At 68.6% G+C, this 24,622-nt stretch carries 23 protein-coding genes and 2 riboswitches; of the genes, 5 read left to right on the top strand and 18 right to left on the bottom strand.

Features of this window, described 5'->3' with window-relative positions; translation table 11 throughout:
* Window positions 1-164: 164 nt before the first annotated feature.
* Both LQF10_RS19350 and LQF10_RS04065 read right to left on the bottom strand, forming a co-directional pair.
* Complete coding sequence (locus LQF10_RS19350) at window positions 165-869, bottom strand: C40 family peptidase (protein WP_290371133.1); 705 nt, start codon at window positions 867-869, stop codon at window positions 165-167.
* A gap of 94 nt (window positions 870-963) precedes the next feature.
* A riboswitch (cyclic di-AMP (ydaO/yuaA leader) is annotated at window positions 964-1,113 on the bottom strand.
* A 192-nt stretch (window positions 1,114-1,305) separates the two neighbouring features.
* A complete protein-coding gene (locus LQF10_RS04065; RefSeq protein WP_231066222.1) occupies window positions 1,306-1,983 on the bottom strand; it encodes an iron-dependent transcriptional repressor DtxR in 678 nt (225 codons plus the stop codon).
* A 150-nt stretch (window positions 1,984-2,133) separates the two neighbouring features.
* On the opposite strand from LQF10_RS04065, the gene LQF10_RS04060 reads away from it, so the two are divergent.
* Genes LQF10_RS04060 through LQF10_RS04050 form a run of 3 tightly spaced genes read left to right on the top strand, consistent with a single transcriptional unit; the run spans window position 2,134 to window position 5,092 of the window.
* A complete protein-coding gene (locus LQF10_RS04060) occupies window positions 2,134-3,120 on the top strand; it encodes a citrate synthase (RefSeq protein ID WP_231066221.1) in 987 nt (328 codons plus the stop codon).
* Window positions 3,121-3,141: 21 nt separating this feature from the next.
* The gene (gene serC, locus LQF10_RS04055; protein ID WP_231066220.1) at window positions 3,142-4,269 is read left to right on the top strand and encodes a phosphoserine transaminase; all 1,128 of its coding nucleotides are present in this window, start codon (window positions 3,142-3,144) and stop codon (window positions 4,267-4,269) included.
* A 7-nt stretch (window positions 4,270-4,276) separates the two neighbouring features.
* On the top strand, window positions 4,277-5,092 hold the full coding sequence (locus tag LQF10_RS04050; RefSeq protein ID WP_231066219.1) for an SDR family NAD(P)-dependent oxidoreductase: 816 nt from the start codon (window positions 4,277-4,279) through the stop codon (window positions 5,090-5,092).
* 9 nt (window positions 5,093-5,101) lie between these two features.
* On the opposite strand, the gene LQF10_RS04045 is transcribed toward LQF10_RS04050, so the two are convergent.
* The 8 genes from LQF10_RS04045 to LQF10_RS04010 form a co-directional block, all read right to left on the bottom strand.
* Entirely contained in the window at window positions 5,102-5,941 is an 840-nt protein-coding gene (locus LQF10_RS04045) for an energy-coupling factor transporter transmembrane component T family protein (protein ID WP_231066218.1), read from the bottom strand.
* Complete coding sequence (locus LQF10_RS04040) at window positions 5,938-7,704, bottom strand: ABC transporter ATP-binding protein (protein ID WP_231066217.1); 1,767 nt, start codon at window positions 7,702-7,704, stop codon at window positions 5,938-5,940. Before LQF10_RS04040 ends, LQF10_RS04045 begins: the two co-directional genes overlap by 4 nt.
* 1 nt (window position 7,705) lies before the next feature.
* Entirely contained in the window at window positions 7,706-8,452 is a 747-nt protein-coding gene (locus LQF10_RS04035; protein ID WP_231066216.1) for an ECF transporter S component, read from the bottom strand.
* Complete coding sequence (locus tag LQF10_RS04030; protein WP_231066215.1) at window positions 8,449-9,111, bottom strand: Ykof family thiamine-binding protein; 663 nt, start codon at window positions 9,109-9,111, stop codon at window positions 8,449-8,451. Before LQF10_RS04030 ends, LQF10_RS04035 begins: the two co-directional genes overlap by 4 nt.
* 74 nt (window positions 9,112-9,185) lie before the next feature.
* Window positions 9,186-9,300: riboswitch (TPP riboswitch) on the bottom strand.
* Between the two features lie 124 nt (window positions 9,301-9,424).
* Window positions 9,425-10,756 (bottom strand): MFS transporter, encoded by a 1,332-nt coding sequence (locus LQF10_RS04025; protein ID WP_231066214.1) that lies wholly within the window; start codon window positions 10,754-10,756, stop codon window positions 9,425-9,427.
* Window positions 10,753-11,196: a MarR family transcriptional regulator gene (locus tag LQF10_RS04020; protein ID WP_231066213.1), complete on the bottom strand. Its 444-nt coding sequence runs from the start codon at window positions 11,194-11,196 to the stop codon at window positions 10,753-10,755. The genes LQF10_RS04025 and LQF10_RS04020 overlap by 4 nt, the downstream gene beginning before the upstream one ends.
* A 234-nt stretch (window positions 11,197-11,430) precedes the next feature.
* A complete protein-coding gene (locus LQF10_RS04015; protein WP_231066212.1) occupies window positions 11,431-13,119 on the bottom strand; it encodes an HNH endonuclease signature motif containing protein in 1,689 nt (562 codons plus the stop codon).
* Window positions 13,120-13,148: 29 nt separating this feature from the next.
* Window positions 13,149-14,627 carry an NCS2 family permease gene (locus tag LQF10_RS04010; protein ID WP_231066211.1) on the bottom strand — a complete coding sequence of 493 codons (1,479 nt, stop codon included), beginning with the start codon at window positions 14,625-14,627 and terminating at the stop codon, window positions 13,149-13,151.
* Between the two features lie 55 nt (window positions 14,628-14,682).
* Between LQF10_RS04010 and LQF10_RS04005 the strand changes: the two genes are divergently transcribed.
* Both LQF10_RS04005 and LQF10_RS04000 read left to right on the top strand, forming a co-directional pair.
* Window positions 14,683-14,922, top strand: coding sequence for a DUF2530 domain-containing protein (locus LQF10_RS04005; protein ID WP_231066210.1), 240 nt, complete (start codon window positions 14,683-14,685; stop codon window positions 14,920-14,922).
* On the top strand, window positions 14,919-15,860 hold the full coding sequence (locus tag LQF10_RS04000) for an NAD(P)-dependent oxidoreductase (protein ID WP_231066209.1): 942 nt from the start codon (window positions 14,919-14,921) through the stop codon (window positions 15,858-15,860). The genes LQF10_RS04005 and LQF10_RS04000 overlap by 4 nt, the downstream gene beginning before the upstream one ends.
* Here the strand turns inward: LQF10_RS04000 and LQF10_RS03995 are convergent.
* The 8 genes from LQF10_RS03995 to LQF10_RS03960 form a co-directional block, all read right to left on the bottom strand.
* Window positions 15,837-16,817 (bottom strand): cupin domain-containing protein, encoded by a 981-nt coding sequence (locus tag LQF10_RS03995; RefSeq protein ID WP_231066208.1) that lies wholly within the window; start codon window positions 16,815-16,817, stop codon window positions 15,837-15,839. The two genes, LQF10_RS04000 and LQF10_RS03995, sit on opposite strands and share 24 nt — an antisense overlap.
* A 110-nt stretch (window positions 16,818-16,927) precedes the next feature.
* Window positions 16,928-17,821 (bottom strand): ROK family protein, encoded by an 894-nt coding sequence (locus tag LQF10_RS03990; RefSeq protein WP_231066207.1) that lies wholly within the window; start codon window positions 17,819-17,821, stop codon window positions 16,928-16,930.
* Window positions 17,818-18,528 (bottom strand): copper homeostasis protein CutC, encoded by a 711-nt coding sequence (locus LQF10_RS03985; protein ID WP_231066206.1) that lies wholly within the window; start codon window positions 18,526-18,528, stop codon window positions 17,818-17,820. The genes LQF10_RS03990 and LQF10_RS03985 overlap by 4 nt, the downstream gene beginning before the upstream one ends.
* Window positions 18,525-20,084: a M81 family metallopeptidase gene (locus LQF10_RS03980; RefSeq protein ID WP_231066205.1), complete on the bottom strand. Its 1,560-nt coding sequence runs from the start codon at window positions 20,082-20,084 to the stop codon at window positions 18,525-18,527. Before LQF10_RS03980 ends, LQF10_RS03985 begins: the two co-directional genes overlap by 4 nt.
* On the bottom strand, window positions 20,081-21,004 hold the full coding sequence (locus LQF10_RS03975; protein ID WP_231066204.1) for a carbohydrate ABC transporter permease: 924 nt from the start codon (window positions 21,002-21,004) through the stop codon (window positions 20,081-20,083). The genes LQF10_RS03980 and LQF10_RS03975 overlap by 4 nt, the downstream gene beginning before the upstream one ends.
* On the bottom strand, window positions 20,994-21,923 hold the full coding sequence (locus LQF10_RS03970; RefSeq protein WP_231066203.1) for a carbohydrate ABC transporter permease: 930 nt from the start codon (window positions 21,921-21,923) through the stop codon (window positions 20,994-20,996). The genes LQF10_RS03975 and LQF10_RS03970 overlap by 11 nt, the downstream gene beginning before the upstream one ends.
* A 3-nt stretch (window positions 21,924-21,926) precedes the next feature.
* The gene (locus tag LQF10_RS03965) at window positions 21,927-23,198 is read right to left on the bottom strand and encodes an ABC transporter substrate-binding protein (protein ID WP_231066202.1); all 1,272 of its coding nucleotides are present in this window, start codon (window positions 23,196-23,198) and stop codon (window positions 21,927-21,929) included.
* Window positions 23,199-23,230: 32 nt separating this feature from the next.
* Window positions 23,231-24,505: an alpha-L-fucosidase gene (locus LQF10_RS03960; RefSeq protein WP_231066201.1), complete on the bottom strand. Its 1,275-nt coding sequence runs from the start codon at window positions 24,503-24,505 to the stop codon at window positions 23,231-23,233.
* Between the last annotated feature and the right edge of the window lie 117 nt (window positions 24,506-24,622).

Here is a 24,622-nt window from a genome sequence, read left to right as displayed (position 1 = left end):
CCACGTCACCCCCGAGGGTTGAGAATCTGTTGGGACAAGTGTGCACGCCCATGGCCCGCCGCGCTTGCGGACGGCGCACCGTCCGTCAGGTGAACGTCCGCGGACGCGAAACAGCCCGCCCCCTGAAACAGGGACGGGCCGTTCGTTCGCGTACTGGACTCGACTCAGCCCGTCACGCGGATAAAGGTCGGGTTGGAGTTGTAGATCGGTCCGGCAGTCAGCGGCGTGCTGGGGTTACGGGCCGCAATGTGCTGGTTCCCGCCCAGGTAGATCCCCACGTGGCCGGGCCACCAGACGAGGTCGCCGGGGCGTGCCTCCGATGCGGACACTCGCGTGCCAGCACCGGCCTGCGCACCCGAACTGCGGGGCAGGGAGATACCGACCTGCGCATACACGTACGACGTGAAGCCGGAGCAGTCGAAACCGGACGGGGTCGAGCCACCATAGACGTACGGCGTACCCAGGTACCGGTGAGCGATCTCGACGATCTGGGCTCCCACACCGGAGGCGGCGGGCGCCGCCGGCGCCTCTTCGGCGACCTCGGTGCGCTCATTGCTCCGCGAGGTCTGCTCGGTGCGCTCGTAGGTGACAGCCGGCTCGGGCTCGGGCTCGGGCTCCGGCGGGGGCGGCGGTGGCGGCGCCTCGGCGGAGACCTCGACGTCGCTGCCCAGGCTCCAGGTGACGTCCGCGGCAACGGTGACCGCCTGCGAGACGGCGACCGAGTCATCGTCCGCCGCAGCGGCGGCGGTGAGATTGGCGGTCCGCACCGGGGCGATGTTCTGCGCGGCGGGCCCTGCGATCGCAGCAGAGGCGCTCAGGGTGAGAATCACCCCGGAGGAGGCCACGGCGACGGCGGTGCGGCGCCCCACGGGTCCACTGACTGCCTGACCGAAGGTCGTAAGGGGGGTGACGGGGCGGCGCGCTGCGCGGTGCCGCGCGCGCTCAGTGCACTGAGTCAATTCGGTTGCCTCTCCTGACGCCTACGAGGTGAGCTGTCGGGTTCGGGTGGGAGTAACACCCGGTCCGCCTATATGTCGGTGGACTTCACCCCAAGGTGCTCGCGCACCGGAAGTGGGTCCCCCGTCCCTGTCACGGGTACGTCGGTAACCACAGGCGGTGACAGGGTTTGGCGTCCGCCCGGGGTACTCGTCGAAGGAGGGTTTCGTCGAGCAAGCACACAGTACCCGAGACCGGGCGCAAATGTCACGTTCAGGTCACAATCGGCGTTGCGCACGTGATCTGCGCTGCCCGACGGCCCGTCCGCAGGTTGGCCGTGCACGGGTCGGATCAGCAGGATGCCAGCGACTACACCGGTGTGACGAAGACGTGCTTTGCGGCGTCTTCGTCGAGCTCGAGCACCAGCTCCGAGTCCACCGGGGCCACGGTGTACTCGCGGTTCTCCTGCGTGAGGAGGATGCGCGCACCGGGTGTGATGCCGACTTCCTGAAAACTCGCGAGCATGTCGGTGTCGACCTGCAGCGGCTCGCCGATGCGTGCCACCACATACTCCGCACCGGTCGGTACGTCGGTGAGCCAGGTACCCAGGTCGCCGACGGGTGTGGGATCGCCGAACTCGTCCAGCCCTGGGATGGGATTGCCGTACGGGTCGAAACCCGGGTGGTCGAGAAGCGCGATCAACCGCTCCTCCACCTGCCTGCTCATCACGTGCTCCCAGCGGCAAGCCTCTTCATGCACGTGTGGCCAGTCAAGGCCGATCACGTCGGTGAGGAGACGCTCCGCCAGGCGGTGCTTGCGCATCACCCGCGTTGCGCGAGTCATCCCGAGCTCGGTGAGCTCCAGATGCCGGTCCCCGGTGACCACCATGAGACCGTCCCGCTCGAGCCGGGCCACGGTCTGAGAGACGGTGGGCCCGGAGTGACCGAGGCGCTCGGCAATCCGAGCACGCAGTGGCACGATGCCCTCTTCGATCAGTTCGAAAACTGTTTTGAGGTACATCTCGGTCGTGTCGATGAGGTCGCTCACTCCAGGGCCCTTTCCCGTCCGCAATCCCCGCAAAGTCCTTCGACCACCCTACTGTCCCGCACCGGCTACCGATATCCGATATCGCCCGCTCGCCCGGCCGCGACCTCGTTGAGGTCCGCCCACCGGACTGGAGGTGGTTAGCCTGACCCGATGAGCACCCCTCCCCCGATCTCCTCGGTGGACGCCACACGCGGCCTGTTCTACCGGGGCCACGATGTTCGCGATCTCGTCGCTCACGCACCATTCGAGGATGTCTGGGGGCTCCTCGTGGACGGGACCTCGGGCCAGGCGCTACCACCGGCCGAACCGTTCCCGTTGCCGGTACGCACCGGCGACCACCGAGTGGACATGCAGAGCGCGCTGGCCCAGCTCGCCCCGGTGTGGGGCTTCCGGCCGATCGGGGAGATCAGTCCGGACGAACTGCGCAGCAACCTGGCTCGCGCGTCGGTGATGGCACTCTCCTTCCTCGCTCAGTCCGCCCGCGGGGAGGACCTGCCGGCTGTAGGACAGCAGCAGGTGAACACGGTCGAGGGCACGGCCAGCCGGTTCGTGATGCGATGGCGCGGTGCGGTCAACCCCGCGCATGTTCGTGCGATCAACGCCTGCTGGGTGGCACTCGCCGACCACGGGCTCACCTCTTCCACCACGGTCGCCCGCCAGATCGCCTCCGCCGGCGCGGATGCGGCGGCCTGTCTGTCCGGCGCCGTGGCGGCGGTGAGCAGCCCGCGAGGCGGTGGGGCCGCCGTCCGGGCGCTCTCCCTGATCCGGGAGGCCGAACGTACCGGAGACGCCGAGGCGGCTGTGGGGCGAGCGCTGGAGGCGGAGACGCTGTTCGGCTTCCACCAGGACGGTTACGACGGCACCGATCCGCGCGTCGAGGCATTGCGTGGGGTTGCCATGGAACTGAACGCACCTCGGCTGGAGGTGGCCGACGCCGTCGCCAGGGCCGGGTACAGCGCCCTCAGCGAGCGGGGGATCCGCCCTGCGGCCGCCTATGGCAGCCACGCCGTCTATTGGGCCGGTGTGCTGCTCGATCTCGCCGAGGTGCCCCCGGCGATGTTCACCGCCATGATCGCGTGCAGCAAGGTGGCCGGCTGGAGTGCCCACATCCTGCAAGCCCACCGCGAGCTGGTCTGAACTGGTGGGATGATCGCTGCCATGACGACGTTGGCCCTGCCCGCCGAGCTATTGCCCACCGACGGACGATTCGGCAGTGGACCGAGCCGGATCCGTCCCGCTCAGTCCGACGCACTCGCCGCCCTCGGCACCACCGTGATGGGCACCTCGCACCGCCAGCCACCCGTGCGGCACCTCGTGGCCCGCGTCCGCGGCGGGTTACGTGACCTGCTGGCGGTACCGGACGGCTACGAGGTGGTGCTCGGCAACGGAGGATCCACATTCTTCTGGGATGCGGCGACCTTCTGCCTGATCCGCGAGCGGTCCCAGCACGTGAGCACCGGCGAGTTCGGGGCCAAGTTCGCGACCGCCGCACGGCGGGCTCCCTTCCTCGCCGAACCGGCCGTGATCACCGCCGAACCGGGCAACGTGGCCCGTCCTGAACGAGAAGACGGTGTCGACGCCTACGCCTGGGCCCAGAACGAAACCTCCACCGGTGTGGTGGCGCCGGTCCGTCGGGTCGATGGAGCCGGCGATGGTGCCACGGGGCACGATGCTTTGATGCTGGTGGACGCCACGTCAGCCGCCGGCGGTATCCCAGCCGATCTCACCGAATGCGATGCCTACTACTTCGCCCCGCAGAAGGCGTTCGGCTCCGACGGCGGACTGTGGTTCGCCGTCCTCTCCCCTGCCGCTCTGGCTCGCATCGAGGAGTTGGGCGGGCGCTGGGTGCCGGAGTCCCTCTCCCTGGCCACCGCCGTCGAGAATTCCCGCAAGGACCAGACGCTGAACACGCCAGCGATCGCCACGCTGGCGCTGATGGCCGAGCAGGTGGAATGGATGCTCGACGGCGGTGGCATGTCCTTCGCCGCCGGGCGGAGCGCCGAGTCCGCACAGATCCTCTATGACTGGGCCGAGCGCAGCGAGTACGCCACCCCGTTCGTCACCGACCCCGGTGCCCGCTCGCCCGTGGTGGGGACCATCGACTTCGCCGACACCGTCGATGCGGCGCAGGTGGCCGAAGTACTGCGGGACAACGGTGTGATCGACATCGAGCCCTACCGCAAGCTGGGCCGCAACCAGATCCGCGTGGGCATGTACCCCTCGGTGGACCCGGCAGATGTGGCAGCGCTGACCACCTGCGTCGATTACGTCGTCCACCACCTGTGAGGCCCTGATGCGCGGACTGACTGACCGAGTGGCCCTGGTGACCGGTGGGGCGCACGGGATCGGCCGTGCGATCTGCCAGCGGCTCGCCGAGGAAGGGTGCCAGGTGGTGGTCGCCGATCTCGAAGCCGAGGCCGCCACGGCCACTGCGGCCGACGTAGGAGGCCTGGCCCTCGTCTGTGACGTGACCGATCAGGCACAGGTGCGGGCCGCCGTCGGCGCTGCGATCGAGGAGTTCGGCCGACTGGACGTCCTGGTGCCGAACGTCGGGGTGGCGGCGGGCGATTCCCTGGAGACGATTGATGATGAGGGCTGGGCGGCTCAACTGGAGCCCACCCTGCACGGCGCCGTGCGGTGCATCCAGGAGGCCATGCCAGCCCTGCTCCAGGCGCCTGGTGGGGGCAGGATCGTGGCGACGGCGTCCGTGAACGGGATGGCCGCCGTCGGGAACATCCCGTACTCGGCGGCCAAGGCAGGGCTGATCAACGCGATCGGGAATATCGCCGTCTCGTATGGGCCGCGTGCTCGCGGCACCGTGGGCGCCGAGGCCGGGTGGGTGCGCGCGAACCTGGTGGCGCCGGGCACGATCCTGACCCGGAACTGGACCGAGAAGGGCCCCGAACAGCTCGCGATGCTGGAGCGTATCCCGGCCGCCTATCCGATGGGGCGAGTGGGGCAGCCGGAGGAGGTGGCCGCTGCCGTGGCCTTCCTCGCCTCCGACGACGCCGCGTGGATCACCGGGGTGACGCTCCCCGTGGACGGTGGCCTGCTGACCGGGCCGCTGACCCACATGATGCAGCTCGGCTGGCCCGATCCGAGGGAGTAGCCGGGCGACCTAGCCGAAGACGCCCAGCTCCCCCAGCCCGCGCAGCACACCGAGGTGCCAGGAGATCCCGAGCACGAGGGTGAGGGTGCCCAGCGCCACCACGGCGAGCACCGCGTCACCCGCGCGCAGGTCCGACGGCGCAGCGATGGTCCGTCGTCCGGCTCCCAGTCCGCGGGTCTCCAGGGCGATCGACATCCGCTCGCCTCGGCGCAGCGAGGTCACCAGCAGCGTGAACGCTGCCTGGGCGAGCGCACGGGGCCGGGCCGAGGGACCCCTCGTCCCTGACTCCCGGCGGGCCTGCTCCCGACGGCGGGGGTCGCGGACTGCCTGGGCGGCGCGGATGGTCTGCCACGTCTGCGGAAGTTGTTCGAGGAGGCGATACCCGGCGAGCACGGCGTAGGCGAATCGGCCACTGAGGTGGAGGTGCTGGTGCATGCTCGTCATCAGCCGGGCGCCGTCGGTGGTGAGCACGAAAGTCACCGAGACGATGCCGATGAGCAGTGTCCGCATGGCGAGGCCGGCACCGATGGTCACGCCCTCAGCGGTGATGTCCAACCCCAGCACCCGGGCGATCGTTGCGCCCTCGCGGGTGGTGGCGTTCACGAGCAACAGGCTGAACGCGAAGGCAACGAACGGCACATGCGCACGCAGCAGGGTGGCGGCCGGGATCCGGGCGGCGAGCAGCGCGACGGGCCAGGTGAGCAGGTACAGCGCGGTGGGGGTGATCGGGTCCACCACGGCCGTGATCGCCAGGCACACCACAAGCACCACCAGGAGCTTGACCGTGGGGTCGCGCCGGTGCAGGAGTGAGTCCACCGGGAGCGGTCGGCCGAATGCGGGGGCGTTCATGAGACGGCTCCGGCGTGGTCGGGCCGACGTGCCGCATCCTCGATCGCGAGCTGGTCCAGGGCGCTGAGCAGCGCGGGTAGTCGCGCCGGGTCACCGCGCGAGCCACTGATCCACGCGTCCAGCAGCGGAGGAAGCCGCAACCCGGCTCGCGCCAGCACGCCAGGAATGAGTACCTCGGCAGTGGGGCCGTCGGCCACGGGGGAACCGGCGGCGAGCAGCAGCACCTGATCGGCGAGCGAGGCCACGAGGCGCAAATCATGGCTGACCAACACCACCGCTCCCCCTCGATCGGCGACCGCCCGCAACTGGGCAGCCACCGCGAGGGTGGTGCGCCGGTCCTGGCCGAAGGTGGGTTCGTCGGCGAGCAGCACCTCGTCACCCATCGCGGTCATCGCCGCGAGGGAGAGCCGGCGTTGCTGCCCGCCGGAGAGGCGGAACGGGTCACGATCGGCTACCTCGGCGAGGCCGTAGGCGTCCAGGATGGCCAGGGCCTCGGAGTCGGGGATCTCACCCGGTCCCAGGCCGAGTTCGACTTCAGCTCGGGCGGAGCGGGCGAGGAACTGGTGCTCGGGGTTCTGAAACACCATGCCCACCTGGGCACTTCCGCGGACACCGTCAGCAGGCAGCAGGCCGGCCAGTCCGAGCAACAAGGTGCTCTTACCGGACCCATTCACCCCGAGGACGGCGGTGATGGTTCCGGCCCGCACCTGCAGGTCCACGCCCCGCACGACCTCGCGCTCTCCCCTGCGGACCGCGAGATGGTCGGCACGTAGCAGCACGTCCCCCGGTTCGGGGCGGACTGCCGGTTCGCCCGGGCCCACGAGAGCGTCGAGGGTGCGCAGGCCTTCGGCCAACGCGGCCGGCCCCGACGGCGGAGCGTGCGTGGGTGCGTCACCGCGCCCTGGCCGCCCGGCAGCACCAGTCGCGCTAGTCGTGCCAGTCGTGCCAGCCGTGCCAGCCGTGCCAGTCATGCTGGCCGCGCCGGTCGACCCTCGCACCCCGACCAGTCGGCGCACGGCCCGGGCCACCTCCACGCCGGCAGGAACCCAGGTACCGGTTCCGGCCACGTCCTCATCGGCCAGCAGGTCGGCTGTAGGTCCGACTGCTACCACGCGACCGTCCGGACCGAGCAGGAGACTGCGCTCAGGAAGGGTGCCGAGCTCATCGAGACGGTGCTCGATGAGGACACTCGCTGCTGGGAGGTTGCCGAGAAGCCGGCCGACCTCGCGGGCCGACGCCGGATCGAGCAGTGCCGTGGGTTCGTCCAGCAGGATCAGCTCCGGGCGAGCCACCAGGGCCGCCGCGAGCGCCACCCGCTGCCCCTCGCCACCGGAGAGTTCGCTGGTGCGACGCCCGGTCAGGTGTGCTGCCCCGACGGCCTCGAGCGCGGCACTGACCCGCGGGCCGATCTGCTCCGGCGGCACAGCGCGGTTCTCCAGGGCGAACGCCACCTCGTCCACCACGGTGGGCAGGCAGAGCTGGTCCGCCGGATCCTGGGTGAGGGTGGCCACATGCCTGGCCAGTTCGGGTACCGCCGTGTGGCGGGGATCGTGCCCGCACACCTCCCAGGTGCCGGTCACATCCGCCTCGATCGTGCCGGGCACCACCCCGGCGAGGGCGCGCAGCAGGGAACTTTTACCCGACCCGGACCGGCCGAGCAGGAGCAGGCGCTCCCCCTCGGCCAGGTCGAGATCGAGATCGCGCACGACGGGGGCGTCGGCGCGGGGGTAGTGCACCCCCACGTCACGTAGGTTCAGCACCATGTCAGGGATGAGCCGTCCCCTTCGGCTCAGCCTGCTCTGCTGACTGAGTACGCTCCGCCGCCTGGTCCGGCACTGTTGGCTGGTCCGGCGCTGTTGGCTGTGCCGGCTCTCCTGCTGATTCGGCTCGCTCGGCTCGTTCTGCCTCGCGCGCCGCGCGGCCGATGGCGTAGTTGTCGAGCACTCCGGTGCGCAGCAGCGCATCTCCGATCACCTTGGCGAGCAGCCCGCACAGCAGGATGCCGGAGGCGAACTGGAAGCCCACCCGGAGGGCGAACAGATCCTGGCCGGCCCAGCCGAACCGCACCATGCCCAGCACCAGGTTCGCCAGTGCAGCGGTGATCCCGGAGACCACGAACACCCACCAGCCGTACCGGCGATACCGGGTGGCCGCGAACGCCACTTCAGCGCCGGCACCCTGGATGAGGCCAACGAGAATGAGCGTGGGGCCCACGGGCGAGGCGAGGAAGACGACCTCCACGATGGAAGCCACGATCTCCACCACGATGCCGACCCCGGGTTTGCGCACGATGTACAGCGCCAGCGGTGCCACCACCATCCAGCCGCCGATGAGCACATTCTGGGCGAGGTCGCCCATCGGTCCCATCGCTACCTGGAGCCAACCCCACACTTGCACCAGGGCCCAGTAGAGGAACCCGAACACGACGGCCAACACGGCAAGCAGCACCAGATCGTGCAGGGTGACCGGCCGCCGTCGTGGTTTCTGGGGCACTGACGGCGTCGCGCTCATCGTTCGCCTCCTGCCACAGTCGGGGAATTCAGCGAGATGGTCACGTGCGTGGTCACGTGCCGCACGTCCGCGCCCACCAGCAGCCAGCCAGCGACGACGGCCGCCAGCACATCGGCGAGGTCACCATCGAGACGAGTCACGTAGTGCTCAGATCGTGTGAACACACCGAGCTCCTTGGCGTGCTCGATGGCGGCGTAGATGCCGGCCATGTGATCGGTGTCAGGGCCATCGTCGAGCGGATAGAGCGCCCAGTGCGCACTGGCCTGAACGCCGGTCGTGGCGGCCGGGCTCGGCACCTGCGGGGCGTACGCGGCGCCGTCGGCCACCTCGCAGGCCACCTCCCCGGGGCAACCCCGTGAGAGCAACACGTGGGCCACCGTGTGCACCCCGGTGCGGCCGGCATGCGCGATCGCCTCAGTGAGATAGGCGAGCAGTCGATCTTCCGGCCCCCGCAGATGTGTGGAGACATCATCAGTGGTGATGGCGAGGCCGTCACCGTCAGCGGCCTCCAGGGCACCGAGGATGACGTCGATGAAGGAGTCGGTCATCGGGTGCAGGGAGAAGCGGGCTCCGGTGCCATAGGCGTCCGGACTCGGCGCCGTACCGGTATCGAGGGCCGTGCCGGCTGAAACTGCCGGCGGAGCGCTGGTGTGGGACATGGGGTGGTCCTCCTCGTCGGTGGGACCCCCGAGGGACGTGACAGCCCGGGTACGTGCGCATGGCTGCGCCAGTACTCGCTTCTGTTGCCCTACTCCCTACGCCGGTGCGAACCGGATCAGGTTCCTCGGGTCTGCGGCCGCAGTATGCGACCGCACTCTCAGCGCCAACGCGCTCCCCGGGGGCTTTGTCTCCTCCACCCTACTCGCCATCACGCAACCTCAACCAGGGCGTCCGGCCTGTGGGCAGGGACCCACTCGAGCGAGTAGGGCAGCCGTTGCCTGGCGAGACGGACACTGCTGGCGAGTTCCGCCGTCAGGCAGCGTGCGAGCGGTCCACGCTCTGCTGCCCGGCGATCTCGACGCGGGCAGCCTCCTGCTCGGCCCGTTCGCCGGCGTTGGTGAGCAGCAGGTGCGGGCGTTGGCGGAGCCGGTAATGCATCTCGAGGTGCCAGTGCTTCCGTGCCCAGAGCGCCGCCGCGAGTGCCACGAGGAGGGCGGCGATCGCACCGATCCCGATGGACCAGCGCGGTCCCCAGGCGTCCGCGATCCAGCCCACCAGCGGTGAACCGATCGGGTTCCCGGCGAAGAGCACCACGACGTACAGGCTCATCACCCGGCCGCGGAAGGCCGGATCGATGCTCACCTGGATGGCGGCGTTCGCGGAGGTGAGCATCGTCAGGGACGTGAACCCCACCGGGATGCAGGCGAGGGCGAACAGCTCATAGGTAGGAGCCAGCGCCAGCAAGGTGGCGCTCACGGCGAAGCCGAGCGCTGCCACGATCACCACCCGCACCCGTGGCCTCTTGCGCCGTGCTGCCATGAGGGCGCCGGCGAGCGAGCCGATCGCGAGGATGGAGCCGAGGATCCCGTACTCGTCGGCGCCCCTGCCGAACTCCACCCGCGCCATCACCGCGGAAGTGAGCTGGAAGTTCAGGCCGAAGCCGCCCACCACGAACACCACGGCCATGATCATCACGATGTCACTGCGGTGGCGCACATAGGCGATCCCGGCACGCAGCTGCCCCTTGGCACGCGGGGTGCGGGGAACCTTGCGTAGCTCACCCGTGCGCATCGCGAGCATCGCCACGATCGTCGCGGCGAAGGAGATCGCGTTGATCAGGAACACCCAACCGGGGCCGACCACCGCGATCAGCAGGCCGGCCACCGCCGGGCCGATCATCCGGGCCGCGTTGAACGAGGCACTGTTCAGCGCCACCGCATTCGGCAGGCCACCGGTGGGCACGAGCTCGGAGACGAAAGTCTGCCGGGCCGGCACATCGAAGGCACTGGCGATACCGAGCAGCAGCGCGAAGACGTAGACGTGCCACAGTTCGGCGTGACCGAGCAGCACCAGGAGCCCGAGAGCCGCGGCCAGCGCACCCATCACGCCCTGGGTCAGCATCAGCAGCTTGCGCTTGTCGAGCCGGTCCGCCAGCACGCCCGCGTACGGGGTGAGCAGCACCGAAGGGACGAACTGCAGCCCGGTGACGATCCCGACGGCCATGCCGGAATCATCGGAGAGTTCGGTGAGCACGAGCCAGTCCTGGGCGATGCGCTGCATCCAGGTACCAATGTTCGCCACCAGTGCCCCTGCGAACCAGAGGCGGTAATTGAACTGGCGTAACGAGGCGAACATGGCGCTCACTGGGTGGTAATCCTCCTCAGGATCTCTTCGGCGTCAGAGAGGGTCTGGCGTTCTGCGGGAGTGAGGGACTTCAGACGGCGGGCCAGCCACTCGTCCCGCCGGCGACGGGTCTCCTTGATGTAGGCGTTCCCGGCCTCCGTAGCGGTCACGAGCACCTGGCGGCGGTCGGTCGGGTGGGTGGTGCGGGCCAAGAGCCCGGCGTCCTCGAGTCCCCGGATGGTCCGGGTCATCGACGGCGGCTGGACGTGCTCGCGCGCAGCCAGCTCACCAGGGGTGAAGGGGCCGTTCGTGACCACACTCGCGAGCACCGACCGGTGCGTCTCGGACAGTTGCCCGGCCTGCTCGGCACGGAGCTTGCGAGAGGTCCGCAGCAGCGTCATCCGGAGCCGAGAGGCGAGTCCCCCCGGCGGGCGCGAAGCGCCACCACGTTCGTTTCCCATCGCCGTCTAGGTTAACTCGTTACTTTGGCTAAGTAAATACCAGTGAGCGAGACCACACTCTGCACCCCCACGCTTCTCGCGCGCCGGCATCCCGTGTTGCCCCGTGTTGCCCCGTGTTGCCCCGTGTTGCCCCGTGTTGCCCCGTAACACGGGGTGCAGCAGATCACTGGATGCGCAACTGAAGTAGGTCACACCGCGCCGAGGGCACTCACACCGCAGGCAAGCCTGGGCCGGTCAGAACGGCGGGTCGTCACCGCGCTGATGATCCTGGCGGGGCGTACCCGATGGTCCGACACCGAGATCCGTGGTGGTTCCGTCGCGCTCGCGCCGATACCGATAACCAGCGGGCGTCGTCCACTCGAAGACCCCCGGTTCGACCTGGTTCACGGTGAAGTCGCCGTGCGTCTTGATGAGATGGTCGCGGGTGCACAACGGGCCGAGATTGGACACGCTCGTCCGCCCACCCGAACCGAAGGGGATCGTGTGATCGAGCTGGCAGTACTCGGCCTGATGCGTACAGCCAGGTCGCACACAGGTGCCATCCCTCGCGCGCACCAGATCGGCCATCGCGGGAGGCGGCCGGTAGCGGGCGGGGCCGACGTCGAGCACAGCACCGGTGAGCGGGTCCGTGACCAAGCGCTGCCAGATCCCTCCAAGGGCGATCGCACGCGCCGCGGCCGGTGTGATCGGCCCGTAGCCAGCCAACACCGGTACCTTGCGCTCCGTGATCGCAACACTGGCCGCCACGTCCTCCGTGACCGTGCCGCTGGCCTTCTCGCCCTTCGCGGCAGCTTCCGTGCCCGTCTCACAAGCCTCCGGGAACAGATGATTGAAGGGGATCGTCACCTGGATATGCGGGCGTCGTCCACCCATCGTCCCAATTGGCACGCCTGACGCAACGCCCGCACCGGCACCAGCACCAGCACCAGCGGTGGCGTGAGTGGCGTCAGCGCCATCAGAACCCTTAGAGCCATCAGAGCCAGAGCGCACATCGATGCCACCAGCGGCATCAGCGTCTCGTTCAGATCCGGAATATCCACCGGAACCGGAGGCACCGAAGGTTCCAGCGGCCAGCGCCTGGCTGCCCAACCCTGTCAACGCGTCGAATCGGAGCTGCGCAAGCGTCCGGACGTCCCCTTCATGCTTGGCCGCCCGTGCTGCCGATTCGAGTGCCACGTCGAGGGTGAGCACCTCAGCGGCCGGACCTTCTATACGCATGGAGGCAACGCCGTCGGGAAGGGCTCGCGGCCGGGAGACATGCCGATCGGATCGCCTCGCTCGCGCCCGCTGCTCTGCCTCATCGGGATCGACGGCGATCAATGCCTTGGCGACGTCGGTACGCACCTGGGCAGCGGTGCGGCGTGGAGCGCGCTCAATCACGGCATCCTCGACGGCCATCGCCACCTGCCAGGCCACGCCATCCAGTCCATCAGCGATCGCGGCGGCACGTGCCTGATCGATCCGGCCGAGCGCGAGCGCGTCACCGGTGCGAGTCAATATGGACTGCATAGCCCGCCCGCGACGAACAAGCCGGTGCCCTTCCTCCTTCGTAGTGCGCAGCCGCAGAGCAAGCTCATCACCGGCCACACCGACGGGGCCGCGAGTATGTTCGGCGAGGGCACCGGGCTGCATCGACGGGCGGTCAGCCAGAGCCGCCGCGGCGCGCAGGGCCAGCTCATGGGCACGCGACTCAACCCGTCGTGCAGCGGCGACAGCCTCCACCAGGGCGGCGTCATCTGCGGACTCAAGATCGAGCAGATCCAGTCGGTCAAGAAGCGAACCACCCGCCTGATGGTTCGCCAACTGCTCATGCAGCGGCCGGCTCAGATGCTCGGCCACCTCACGCACGAGCCACTGTTCGAGCGCAGTCGGGGCCCGCGAGCCGTCTGACCCGCTCTCCTCATCCACCACGACTTCGACCATGTAGCCACCATCTCAGGAGGGTCTGACACTCACCCCGCGAGCGCCTGCAGAGGCCCGCGTACGAAGTAGAGGATGAACAGCACGGCCGTCACCCACATCAGCGGGTGCACAGCGCGGACCTTGCCCAGGGCCACCTTGATCACCACATAGGCGATGAACCCCGCGCCCATCCCCGCCGTGATCGAGAACGTGAACGGCATCAGCACGATCGTCAGGAACGCGGGAATGGCAACCTCGCCATTCTTCCAGTCCACACCCGTCACCTGAGTCATCATCAGGAACCCGACCACCACCAACGCCGGCGTGGCTGCCTCATACGGCACCATATCCACCACGGGTGCGAGGAACGTGGCGAGCAGGAACGCCACTCCGGTCACCACCGAGGCCAGGCCGGTCCGGGCGCCGTCGCCCACACCTGCTGCGGACTCGATGTAGGAGGTGTTCGAGGAGACCGATCCGGCGCCACCGGCGGCAGCCGCGATCGAATCCACCACGAGGATTCGCCGCGTCCCCTGAGGATTTCCCTCGGCATCGAGCAGCTTCCCCTCGCTGCCCACAGCCACCATCGTGCCCATCGTGTCGAAGAAGTCGGCGAGCAGCAGGGAGAACACCAGCAGCACCATCGTGACCAGGCCGATCTTCTCCAGCGATCCCAGCAGCGAGAACTGCCCGAGCAGGGAGAAGTCGGGGACCCGCACCCAGGCATCGGGCAGGTCGGGGCTGTTCAGGCGCCAGCCGTTCGGGTTCGGTGTGCCGTCCTCATTGACCGCGCCGCCCACCTGCGCGATCCCCTCGATCACGATCGCCAGCACCGTGGCGCCGATGATCGCGATGAGCAGCGCGCCGCGCACCTTGCGCAGGTGCAGGATGATCGCCGTCAACAGGCCGAGTACGAACACCAGGCTGGGCCAGCCGGCGAGTGAGCCGGCGTGCCCGAGCTCCACCGGGGTGGCCAGCGATGCCGGGATCCGCACGATTCCGGCGTCCACCAGCCCGATGAACGCAATGAACAACCCGATCCCCACGCTGATGGCCGTGCGCAACTCCTTGGGCACGGCGCGGAACACCGCTTCCCGGAAGCCGGTGAGTACGAGCAACAGGATGATCAGTCCCTCGATCACCACCAGGCCCATCGCGTCCGGCCAGGTCATGTCCGGAAGAATCGCGATCGAGAAAGCCACGACGGCGTTCAGGCCCAGTCCGGCCGCCAGCGCCAGCGGGAAGTTGGCCACCAGTCCCATCAGGATCGACATCAGCCCGGCCACCAGTGCAGTCGCCGCGGCCACCCGGGCCACGGCGAGCCCTTCGTCACCGCCGATGTAGGAGCCGCTGCCATCCGCCACGGTGCCGATGATCAGCGGGTTCAACACGATGATGTAGCTCATCGCGAAGAACGTGACCAGCCCGCCGCGAAGCTCGCGGCCCACGGTCGAACCGCGTTCGGTGATCCGGAAGAAACGGTCTAACGGGCCGGCGGGTGCGACGCCGAGCGAGGACGAGGTGCTCATAGGCCGTCATCCTGGCAGAACCCAGGCCATGAACGTGAACCACTAGGATCGACCTGTGCGCGACCACCCACGCCGAGAATTACGCCCCGCACGGGTGAACGCGAAGGCATTGTTCGCCGTCGGGAACTGTGCCTGGCTGCTCGGCCTGGTCATCCTGGGAGTGCTGCACCTGAGAGAGCATTCACCGGACGGTCGCTACGCTCTGGTGTGCCTGGCAGGCATCGTGCTGGGTGCGGTGGGGTACTGGTGGGCGCACAAGGTGCATCTGATCGACGATGAGGGAATGTCCGAATGAAGTTGCTGCTGCCGAGTTCGATCACGCTCTCCCTGGACACCCCCGACGGCGTACACACGCACGTCTACGACACCCACGCACCCATCCCGGCCGAACACGCCGACGCCGAGGCAGTGGTGGTCTGGGCGAACCCGGGCGACCGACTGGCGGCGATGCCGGCGGAACTGCCTCGACTGCGATGGATCCAAGCGCTGATGGCCGGGACGGACAAGGTCGAGGAGGCCGGGTTCAGGGACGATGTGGTGCTGTGCTCCGGGAGTGGCCTGCATGACGCCCCGGTTGCCGAACACACGCTGGCCCTGCTGCTGGCCGCCGCGAGGCGCTTGGATCGGGCAGTCCGTGCCCAGGCCGAATCGGCCTGGCACGCCTCGGATGATGCGAACAAGCCCTTCGGTGCGACCGAGCGGCTCAGTACCCTGACCGGCGCGCACGTGGTGATCTGGGGTTTCGGTGGGATCGGCACCCGGCTGGCCGGCTACCTCACCGCACTAGGGGCGCAGGTGACCGGCGTGGCCACCAGCGCCGGAGACCGGAACGGGTACCCGGTGGTGACCCCAGCCGACCTGCCTGCCGTACTGCCGACGGCGGACGTGCTGGTCAACATCCTGCCCGCCACTCCCGCCACGGCGAAGGTGGTCGACGCCGAAGTACTGGACCTGCTACCCGATCGTGCCTGGCTGGTGAACGTCGGGCGTGGTGCCACGGTGGATGAGGACGCCCTTGTCGCGGCTCTGGAGGCCGGAACCGTGGCAGGCGCCGCTCTCGACGTCTTCGACACCGAACCGTTGCCGGCGAGTTCCCCGCTGTGGACGGCGCCGAACGTCATCATCACCCCGCACTCGGCCGGCGGGCGACCCGAAGCGCCGGAACGGCTGATCAGTACGAACCTTCAGCGACTGCTCTCGGGCGAGGAACTACTCAACGTCGTCCAGCGCTGAGGCGGCCTCCGCCGCAGCTGGACTCCGGCGATCGGACAGGTCCTCCGCGTCAGCGAAGATCGCCAACCTTCCCCGCGAACCCACCCGAACGAGCCCTGGCGGGAGGCCGACAGCAGGCCCGCCCGCGAGGATCGACCGACGGCGTGGCCCCTCCTCCACCCACCCGTCACAGCCAAGCGCGACGGCAACCGCCTTCGGGCCGAGGTGCACCTGTGCGTGGCCGGAGGCCACCTGCGCCAGGGTGATGCCGTCGACGGCCGGATAGTTCAGCAGCGATCCGGATCCGACCCCGGGGACCAGCCGAGCCGGCCCGACCTTCGCGCCGAGGCGCTGCAGCACTGCACCGGTGGCGACCGGCTCCAGGGAAAGGCCCACCGCGATCGTCGAACCGCGCCTGCGAGTCACATGCAAGGCACGGCCGGACACGAGGCCGTAGACCATACCTGAACCGATCTGAAGGACGTCCCCCGGGGCTATCCGTACCTCATGCAAGAAGATGCTCAACAACACCCCCGGATCGTCACCGTGGTGCCTGGCCAGTTCCACCACCCGGGCCAGCACCGGCTCATCCGCCGATCGCGCCGCCGCCACCGTGACGCGGCGCGCCAGCGAGATCTGAGCGGCACGGCCCGTCGCGAACAGCAAACCGAGAGCGTAGAGGAGCGCCTCGGCCTGGTCTGGCCGCCGCAGCACGGTCACCACATCGGCGAGTCCGTGCACATCGAGCCGATCCAGGTTCGCCGCAATCGCGGTCGGTTCCCGAAAGCCAGCCAATACCGTGCATTCAGTGGCTGCGATCAGCCGAAGCGGACCGTCCTCGGGTCGGCGCAGACCAAGCGGTAGCGGATGATCGGCCTGCAGCCACCATGACCGCTCCCGGGGATCGGGCACGCCACGCGCGCGTCGTCGCACCCGTGCCCCGGCAGCGCTCACCTCCTCGGTGTGCACAACCATCATGTGTCCCCCTGGTCTGTCACAGACGTCATCGGTGTGACAGCGAGCATCGCCGGGTCAAGCAAACATCGCGTTGCTGCGCCGCGGCTGCCCGGTGAACTGTGCGAGGTCCCTCAGGCCAACTCGTGCGCGGCCGCCAAGACCGCGCCGTGGGCGCCAGCCCACACACCGAGCTCGGCCAGGCGCATCTCGGGCAGCCGGTGGAACGTCGCGTCCCGGCGGGCCGTATCGAATGCCGGGTGCACCGTCCACTGCGGTGACCGGGCCACCCCGCCGCCGACGACGACCACCGCCGGATCCAGCATGGCACTGACCTGCAGTAGCGCCTTGGCGAGCGCCTGACCTGCATTCCTGAGCACCACCTGGGCCGGCTCATCACCGGCCTCAGCCGCCAGCACCACCTCATGGGCCGTGCTCACCGCAGCCGCTCCGGACCCGCGCTGCTCTGCCCAGCGCCGCCCGAGCTGACCTCCCCCGATCCACGTCTCCAGGCACCCGGTCTGGCCGCATGAGCACCGGTGCTCCCCGGCGATCGCGATGTGGCCGACCTCCCCGGCCCCGCCGTGCGCGCCCGCGCGTACTTCGCCGCCCACGATGTGCGCTCCCGCGATCCCCGTGCCGAGCGCGATCACGAAGACGTCCTCAGCGCCTCGCCCTGCCCCGAGGGTTGCCTCGCCGACGGCGGTCGCGATGCCGTCCTGCACCGCCGAGCCCGGTACATCGATCGCCTCCGAGACCCGGTGCGCAGGCGCCGTGCCGTCAAGCCACGGCATGTTCACGCTGCGGCGCACCACACCGGTACCGGCGTCGAACGTGCCCGCCACCGTCATCGCGAACTGCGCCACCGGACGGTCCGCCACGAACCGGCGCACCTCCTGACCGAGCTCGTCCACTCCCGCCGTCCGCACCGACTCCCGGGCCAGGATGGGCCCGTCGCCATCAGTGCCGTCAACGAGGAGGAGCTTGGTGTGCGTGCCGCCGTAGTCGATCCCCAGCAGTGCGCTCACACCACACCCCGCCGAAGAGCCGCAACAATCGCACCAGCCGCCTGCTCGTCCGTGGTCTCGTACCCGCTCCCGCCGGCCGAACCGAGCGAGAGCGCAAGGTCATCCTGCACCCGCTTCTTGGCCGAGGCGTGCACGGCGGCCACGCCTGTGGCGGCCACCTGCACCACGTTCGAGGCACTGATCCCCGCCCCGGCCATCACCTCGATCTCACCTTCAGCCCGGTCGACCAGAGATGCGAGCGCGTCCAGGGCATCAACGGCACACCTCCCGCCTCCGGAGGTCAGCACACGCCGCACCCCAAGCCCGATCAGCGTCTCCAGTCCCCGATTGCGATCACTCAGGGCGTCGAATGCGCGATGAAAGGTCACCTCAGGGGCCACATCGAGCACCGCGCGGACGAACTCCCGATCGACTTCACCGTCGATGAGCGCCCCGACGACGACCCCGCTCGCTCCCGCCTCCACGGCCCTGCGCGCGTCCGCAACCATCAGGTGCCGCTCCGCCGCGTCGTAGCCGAAACCGCCCGCGCGGGGCCTGATCAGCACATGCACCGGAACCTGCGATTCGGCAGCCGCTTCCACCAGGGCGCGTGAGGGGGTGAGACCACCGGTCGCGAGCGCCGTGCACAGCTCGATCCGGTCTGCCCCCACGGCCTGGCCGATCTGGATCCCCGCCACGTCCTGGACGGCCAGTTCGAACGCCGTCATGCGCTCATCTCCGGCGGGAGGGAGCCGCCGGGCAGCACGGTCGCCCGGAGCTCCGGCTGCTCCGGGAAGTCATCGAACGGAAACATCGGGCGCCGGATCCTCTCGTGGCCGAGCCGCTGGAGGTTCTGATCCACCGGTCCGGGGGTGAGCGCAAGGGTCCATCCCTGCGCAATGTCGTACAGCGTCGGCTCAAGGTAGCCGATCTTCGTCACGATGAGGTCCGCCTCGCTCGGTTCGAGACCGAGCCGGGCGAAGTCCTCGGTGCCGTGGAAGGCCTTGCGGAACTCCGTCACGATCACGTGCACTCCCCCGACGGCGATCACGGCGATCCGCCCGGCCGCCGGGTCTGCCTCATGCAGGCTGTGCAGCACCCCCTGGACGCGCACGGGCCCGCTGACCCGGTCGTCCACTCGCGCCCCGATCATCACGTCCACCGGCTCACCGACCGCCGTGGCGCACAGCGTCTCGATGGCGACGGCATCGAAGACTGAGGCGATATAGGTGCGTGGAGCACCTGGGCCAACAAGATCAGTGCGCTGCAGTACCCGAGCGAGCGTCCAGGTCACATCGCCGGAGCCGCCGGCTCCTGGATTGTCCCCGGAATCACTCACCAGGTACGGCTGCCCTCCTCCCGTCGCCCGGTGCGCGAGCGCGGCATCGATCCCCTCGTCCAGAGTCCCCGGCGGGCCGACGAAATCGAACTCCTCCCGCACCTGCCACAAGGCCTCTGCCAGTTCTTCGGCCGCACCGGCGATCACGGATTCGTCCTCGCCGGTCACGACCACCGACGCATGGCAGCGGGGCTCATCGGCCCAGGCGTACCCGATCCAGATGCTCGCATCCGTCACACCGGTACGCGAGGTCACCGCCGGAATCCGGGCGTACAGGCTGCGCGCGGGCTCCACCCGGGTGGAGGTCTGCTCCCCGGCAAGCAGGATCGGCACGGGTACCCACGCCCGCGACGGCCGCGTGCCGCGCTCGATCCACGTCAGCAGGTCCCGGGCCGAACGCTCCCGGGTCTCCCAGGCGTCCTCGTGCGGGGCCATCCGAAAGCAGGTGGGCAGGTCCACCGTGTGGAAGAAGCGGTCGGAGATGTTCCCGTGCAGGTCCATCGGTGCGGCGATGAGCGGAACGGGGCCCACCACCTGCCGCACGGCCGAGACCAGGTCTCCTTCGGCGTCGTCCATCCCCACCACGCTCATCGCACCGTGGATGTCCAGGTACACCCCATCCAGGGGACCATCCTCGACGGCGCCGGCCAGGCCGGCGAGAATCCTCGCCCGGAAGTCGGTGTAGACCTCCGCCCGCACCTGCCCACCAGGGATCGCCTTGGTGACGAACACCCCGATCCATTCGGCCGCGTCCCGCAGCGGCTGCCCGGGGGCGAGGAACGGGTACCGGCCGAGCACAGCCTTCCCCTCCAGCACCGGGAAGTCGCGGTAGTCGGCCCGGTGCTGGGCATAGGCACTCGATTCGATCCCCATACCGACGATCGCGATACGTGGCCGCTCGGCCATCACTGTCTCCCTTCCGCGCAGGGCGTCCTTGTGCGTCATCGCCCCGCGATCCCCGCGGTCGCGATCCCCTTGACCAGGTGCTTCTGCAACACGATCACCAGGATCGCCGTGGGCACCATCGAGATGACGGAGGCTGCCATCTGCAGGTCCCAGCGTGTGCCGAACTGCCCGGAGAACGTGGCCAAACCGATCGGCAGGGTGCCGAGGTAGCCGTAGTCGTTCACCACGATCAGCGGCCACAGGTAGCTGTTCCAGAAGCTGATGAACGTGAATACGGTGAGGACCGCCACCGCCGAACGTGCCAGCGGCAGGATGATCATGCCGAAGGTGCGCAACGGGCCGGCGCCATCCACCCGGGCGGCTTCCTCCAGCTCGTAGGGGATGCCGCGGAAGAACTGCCGCATCAGGAAGGTCCCGAATGCGGTGAATGCGAACGGCAGGATCAGCGCCTGTGGAGTGTTCACCCAGCCGAACCACTGCATCAGCTGGAACACCGGCACCACCAGGACTTCCTGCGGCACCATCAGCGTCACCAGGAACAACACGAAGACGACATCCCTGCCCCGCCAGCGCAGCCGTCCGAAGGCGTAACCGGCCGTGGTGGAGACGATGTTGACCACGAGGGTCCCGGCGATCGCCACGAAGAACGAGTTGCCGATGTAGGTCCAGAACGGCCCGAAGCGGAACACGTCAGCGAAGTTGCCCCAGCGCACCTCATCGCCCGTGAGCGTGGGCGGCACGGCGAAGATCTGGTCGTTCGGCTTCAGCGCCGAGAGGAGCGCGTACACGAGCGGGACGGCGAACAGGAGCGCGGCAACGACCACGCAGACGTAGGCGAAGACGAGCCCGGGCGTGGCGCGCCCTTTCGCCCGTGCCGGGGCGCCGGCGGACGTGCCACGCGTGGGCGCGGCGGCCTCACCAGGGTGCGGGACGGCGTCGGCGATCGTTTCAGACCTCATAGTGCACCCACCTCTTCTGAGCGGAGAACTGCAGGGCGGTGAGCCCGATGATGATCGCGAACAGGATCCAGGCCGCGGCCGCGGCCAGGCCCATCTTCTGGAACGTGAACGCCTGGTCGTAGATGAACATCACGATCGGCAGCGTCGCGTTGCCGGGGCCTCCCCCGGTGAGCAGCTGCGGCTGGGCGAATACCTGCATCGACGTGATCATCGTCATCACCGTGGTGAAGAAGATCGCCGGGGAGAGCAGCGGCAGGGTGATCTTGGTGAACATCCGCCACCCCTTCGCCCCGTCGATCCGGGCCGCCTCGAGCACCGGCTCGGGCAACTGCTCCAGCGCGGCGCAGAAGATGAGCATGTTGTACCCCATCCCCTGCCACACAGACATCACGATCACCATCACCATCGCCCATTGCGGATGGTTCAGGAAGCTGGGCAGCTCGATGCCGAACCACGAGGTGGAGATCCCGTTGAACAGCCCGTTCGGCTGCAGCAGCATCTTCCACACCAGCACGTTCGCCACCATCGGCGTGACCACCGGGATGAAGAACAGCACCCGGAAGGCCGCCCGGCCCTTGATGCGAGGAGCGAGCAGGAGGGCAAGGCTGAGGGAGACGGCAAGGTTCAAGGGCACGAAACCCAGGGTGAAGATCGCGGAGTTGCGCAGTGCCGGCCAGAAGTCCGGGTGGCTGGTGAACAGGTCGACGTAGTTGCCCAGGCCCACGAACGAGCGCGTGCCCCACGCGGGCCAGTCGTACAGGCTCATCACGATCGAGAGGAACACCGGAGCGATCGTGAAGACGGTCAGGCCCACCAGGGCTGGGGAGATGAACCCCAGCGCCTGGCGGGACTCGATCCGCCGCAACCTGCTCCGACTACGCTGCCGCAGCGGCGCCTCGGGTGCGGAGGTGGCGGTCATGGATCACTCGCCGAACTGCTGCTGTGTCTGCTCGAGCACGTCGCTGATGGTCGACTGGCCGGTGTAGACGGTCACCAGGTCCGGCTGGATCGCCTCATTGACCTGCGCCCAGTCGTCGGTGGAACGCTGCCCCTCGAGTCCGGTGAACACGGCCTCGAAAGCAGCCTGGACGTCATCCCGGACGCCCTCGTCGAGGGACTCGAAGTAGAGCGGCTGGGAGTCCACCCGGGCCGGGTAGCTACGCCCGGACGAGGCGATCTGATCCTGTGCCGCCTCGCCCACCAGGGAGCCGAGCACCTGCAGGGCCGCTTCCGGGTCCTCACAGTCGGCCGAGATGCCGTACCCGGAACCGAGTACCAGGCCCAGCCGCTCACCATCGGCGGAGGGCAGGTCGACCATACCGGCTTCGAAGCCGGCCTCGTTGTTCAGGTAGCTCACCGCGTTCCAGGTACCGTCCACGGCCATCGCCACGTTCCCGGCCTGGTATTCCTGTTCGCCCCAGCCGGTGTCCGAGGCTGACGGCGGAATCGAGCCATACCCGTCCGCGGCGATGCTCGCGTACCACTGCGAGGCCTCCACGAACGCCGGGTTCGTCAAGTCGAGGGCACCGGATTCGTCCACCGGCTGTACACCGGCCCGGGCGATCGGCAGCGACATCCACTGGAACTCGCCCATGCCCATCCCGAATGCGGTGCCGTCCGCACCCAGGCCCTCGAGGGTGGCGTCGAAGTCGTCGAACGTCCACCCGGCCTGCGGCTCGTCCACGCCCGCCTCGGCGAAGTGATCCTTGTTGTAGTAGAGCAACATGGCGGCCACGTCGTAGGGGACGCCGTACAGGGTGCCGTCATAGCTCATGATGTCCATCGCGCCGTCGGTGAAGTCCGCCGGGTCGATACCGGCGATCTCCAGCTCCTCCTCACCGAGCGGCAGGAACGCCTCGTGATAGCCGGAGAGGCGCTGACCGTTCATCGAGGTCACACACGCCACGTTGCCCGAGGCGAGGTTGGTGGTCAGCTTGGTGAAGTAGTCGTTCCACGGCGCATGCTGCAGGCTGATGTCGAGATCGGGGTTCTCCTCCTGCGCGATCGCGAGCTGCTCCTCGAGAGCGGCGATATCGGACTCGCTGCCGGCCCACATATCCCACACGATCGAGGTGGCGTCGCCGTCGGCGTCGCCTCCGTTTCCGCCGGAGCCGCCCGACGGCGTCCCGCACGCTGCGAGTGCCACTGCACTTCCAGCGGCCGCAAGGGCCGCGAGAGACCTGGTGATCTTCATCGTTCGTCCAATCTCTAGGGGTCTATCGGTTCTCATGCGTCCGGGGTGAGGAAGAGTTCGATCACGGGGATCGCCACCTCGGGTCGGACGGTGGGGATGTGGAGGGTCAGGGTGCCGGCGGGTTGACCGCCGGGTTCGGTGTTCCACGCCTGCTGATCGGGGGAGATCTGGCTGGTCGTGACCTGTGACCCGTCGTGCAGGAACCGTGCGAACTGCACCTTGTCCGCGAGGTCACGCAGGTGGATATGCCCGAACGGCCAGACCAGCAGGTGGAGATAGAGTCGCCGGCCCCGCTGCGTCATCGTGGTGCCGGACGGCGCCTCGTAGTTCGACGCCCCAGCTCCGATCACGGACTGCTCGTGCAGGCGCATCCACTCCCCGATCGTGGTCAGGGAGGTCAGGTCCCGTGGCGCGATCGCGCCACGGCCGTCGGGTCCGATGTTGAGCAGGAGGTTCCCGTTCTTGGACACCGTGTCCACGAGCATCCGCAGCAACAGGTCGGGGGACTTGATGTCGAAGTTGTCACGGTCGTACCCCCAGGCGCCGTTGAGGGTCTGGCAGGCTTCCCACATCACCTCGGCGCCGTCGACCGTCATCGGCTCATCCGGCTGGTACTGCTCGGGGGTGACGAGGTCACCGGGGATCCACAGGCGGTCGTTGACGATGATGTCCGGTTGCAATTGCCGGGTCATCGCGAGTAGGCCTTCGGCGTCCCAGTCCTGCGGGGTCTTACCGGCCCACCCGTCGCGGTCGTCGACGTAGGTGAAGTCGTAGAAGAGGTAGTCGATCTGCCCGTAGTTCGTGAGCAGCTCCCGGACCTGCCCGTGCAGGTACTCGCGGTACCGCTCCATGTCGCGCGACTCATTGAGCACGCGGGCGTCCTCGCGATCACGCAGCGGGTGGTGGTAGTCGATCGTGAAGTCCGGGTGGTGCCAGTCGATGAGGGAGAAGTACAGGCCCACCCGCAGCCCTTCGGCGCGGAACGCCTCGACGTACTCGGCCACGATGTCCCGGCCGAAGGTGGTGACCGCGTTGTACTCCGAGAGCGCCGTATCGAACATCGCGAAGCCCTCGTGGTGCTTGGCCGTCAGCACGGCGTAGCGCATCCCGGCCTGCTTGGCCGCCCGCGCCGTCGCGGCGGCGTCGAACAGATCGGGGTCGAAGAACTCGGCGTTCTTCTCGTAGTCCTGCGGCGCGGTGCGCTCGTGCGTCATCACCCACTCGTGCCGGGCCAGCGTGCTGTAGAGCCCGAAGTGGATGAAGAGACCGAACCGGTCGTGGGTGAACCAGTCGTGGGGATGGGTCATATCTCGTGTGCTCCTTGCCCGATGCGTCCGCGGGAGGCTCCAGCGCCAACCGCACTTCATACGCTAGGTGGCCGATCTTATTTCTGTCCAGGCATAAAGAGTCACAACTAAGTTACT

This window comes from Ruania halotolerans (genome assembly GCF_021049285.1).
GTDB lineage: Bacteria > Actinomycetota > Actinomycetes > Actinomycetales > Beutenbergiaceae > Ruania > Ruania halotolerans.
This window is presented reverse-complemented; position numbering and strand designations above follow the sequence as displayed.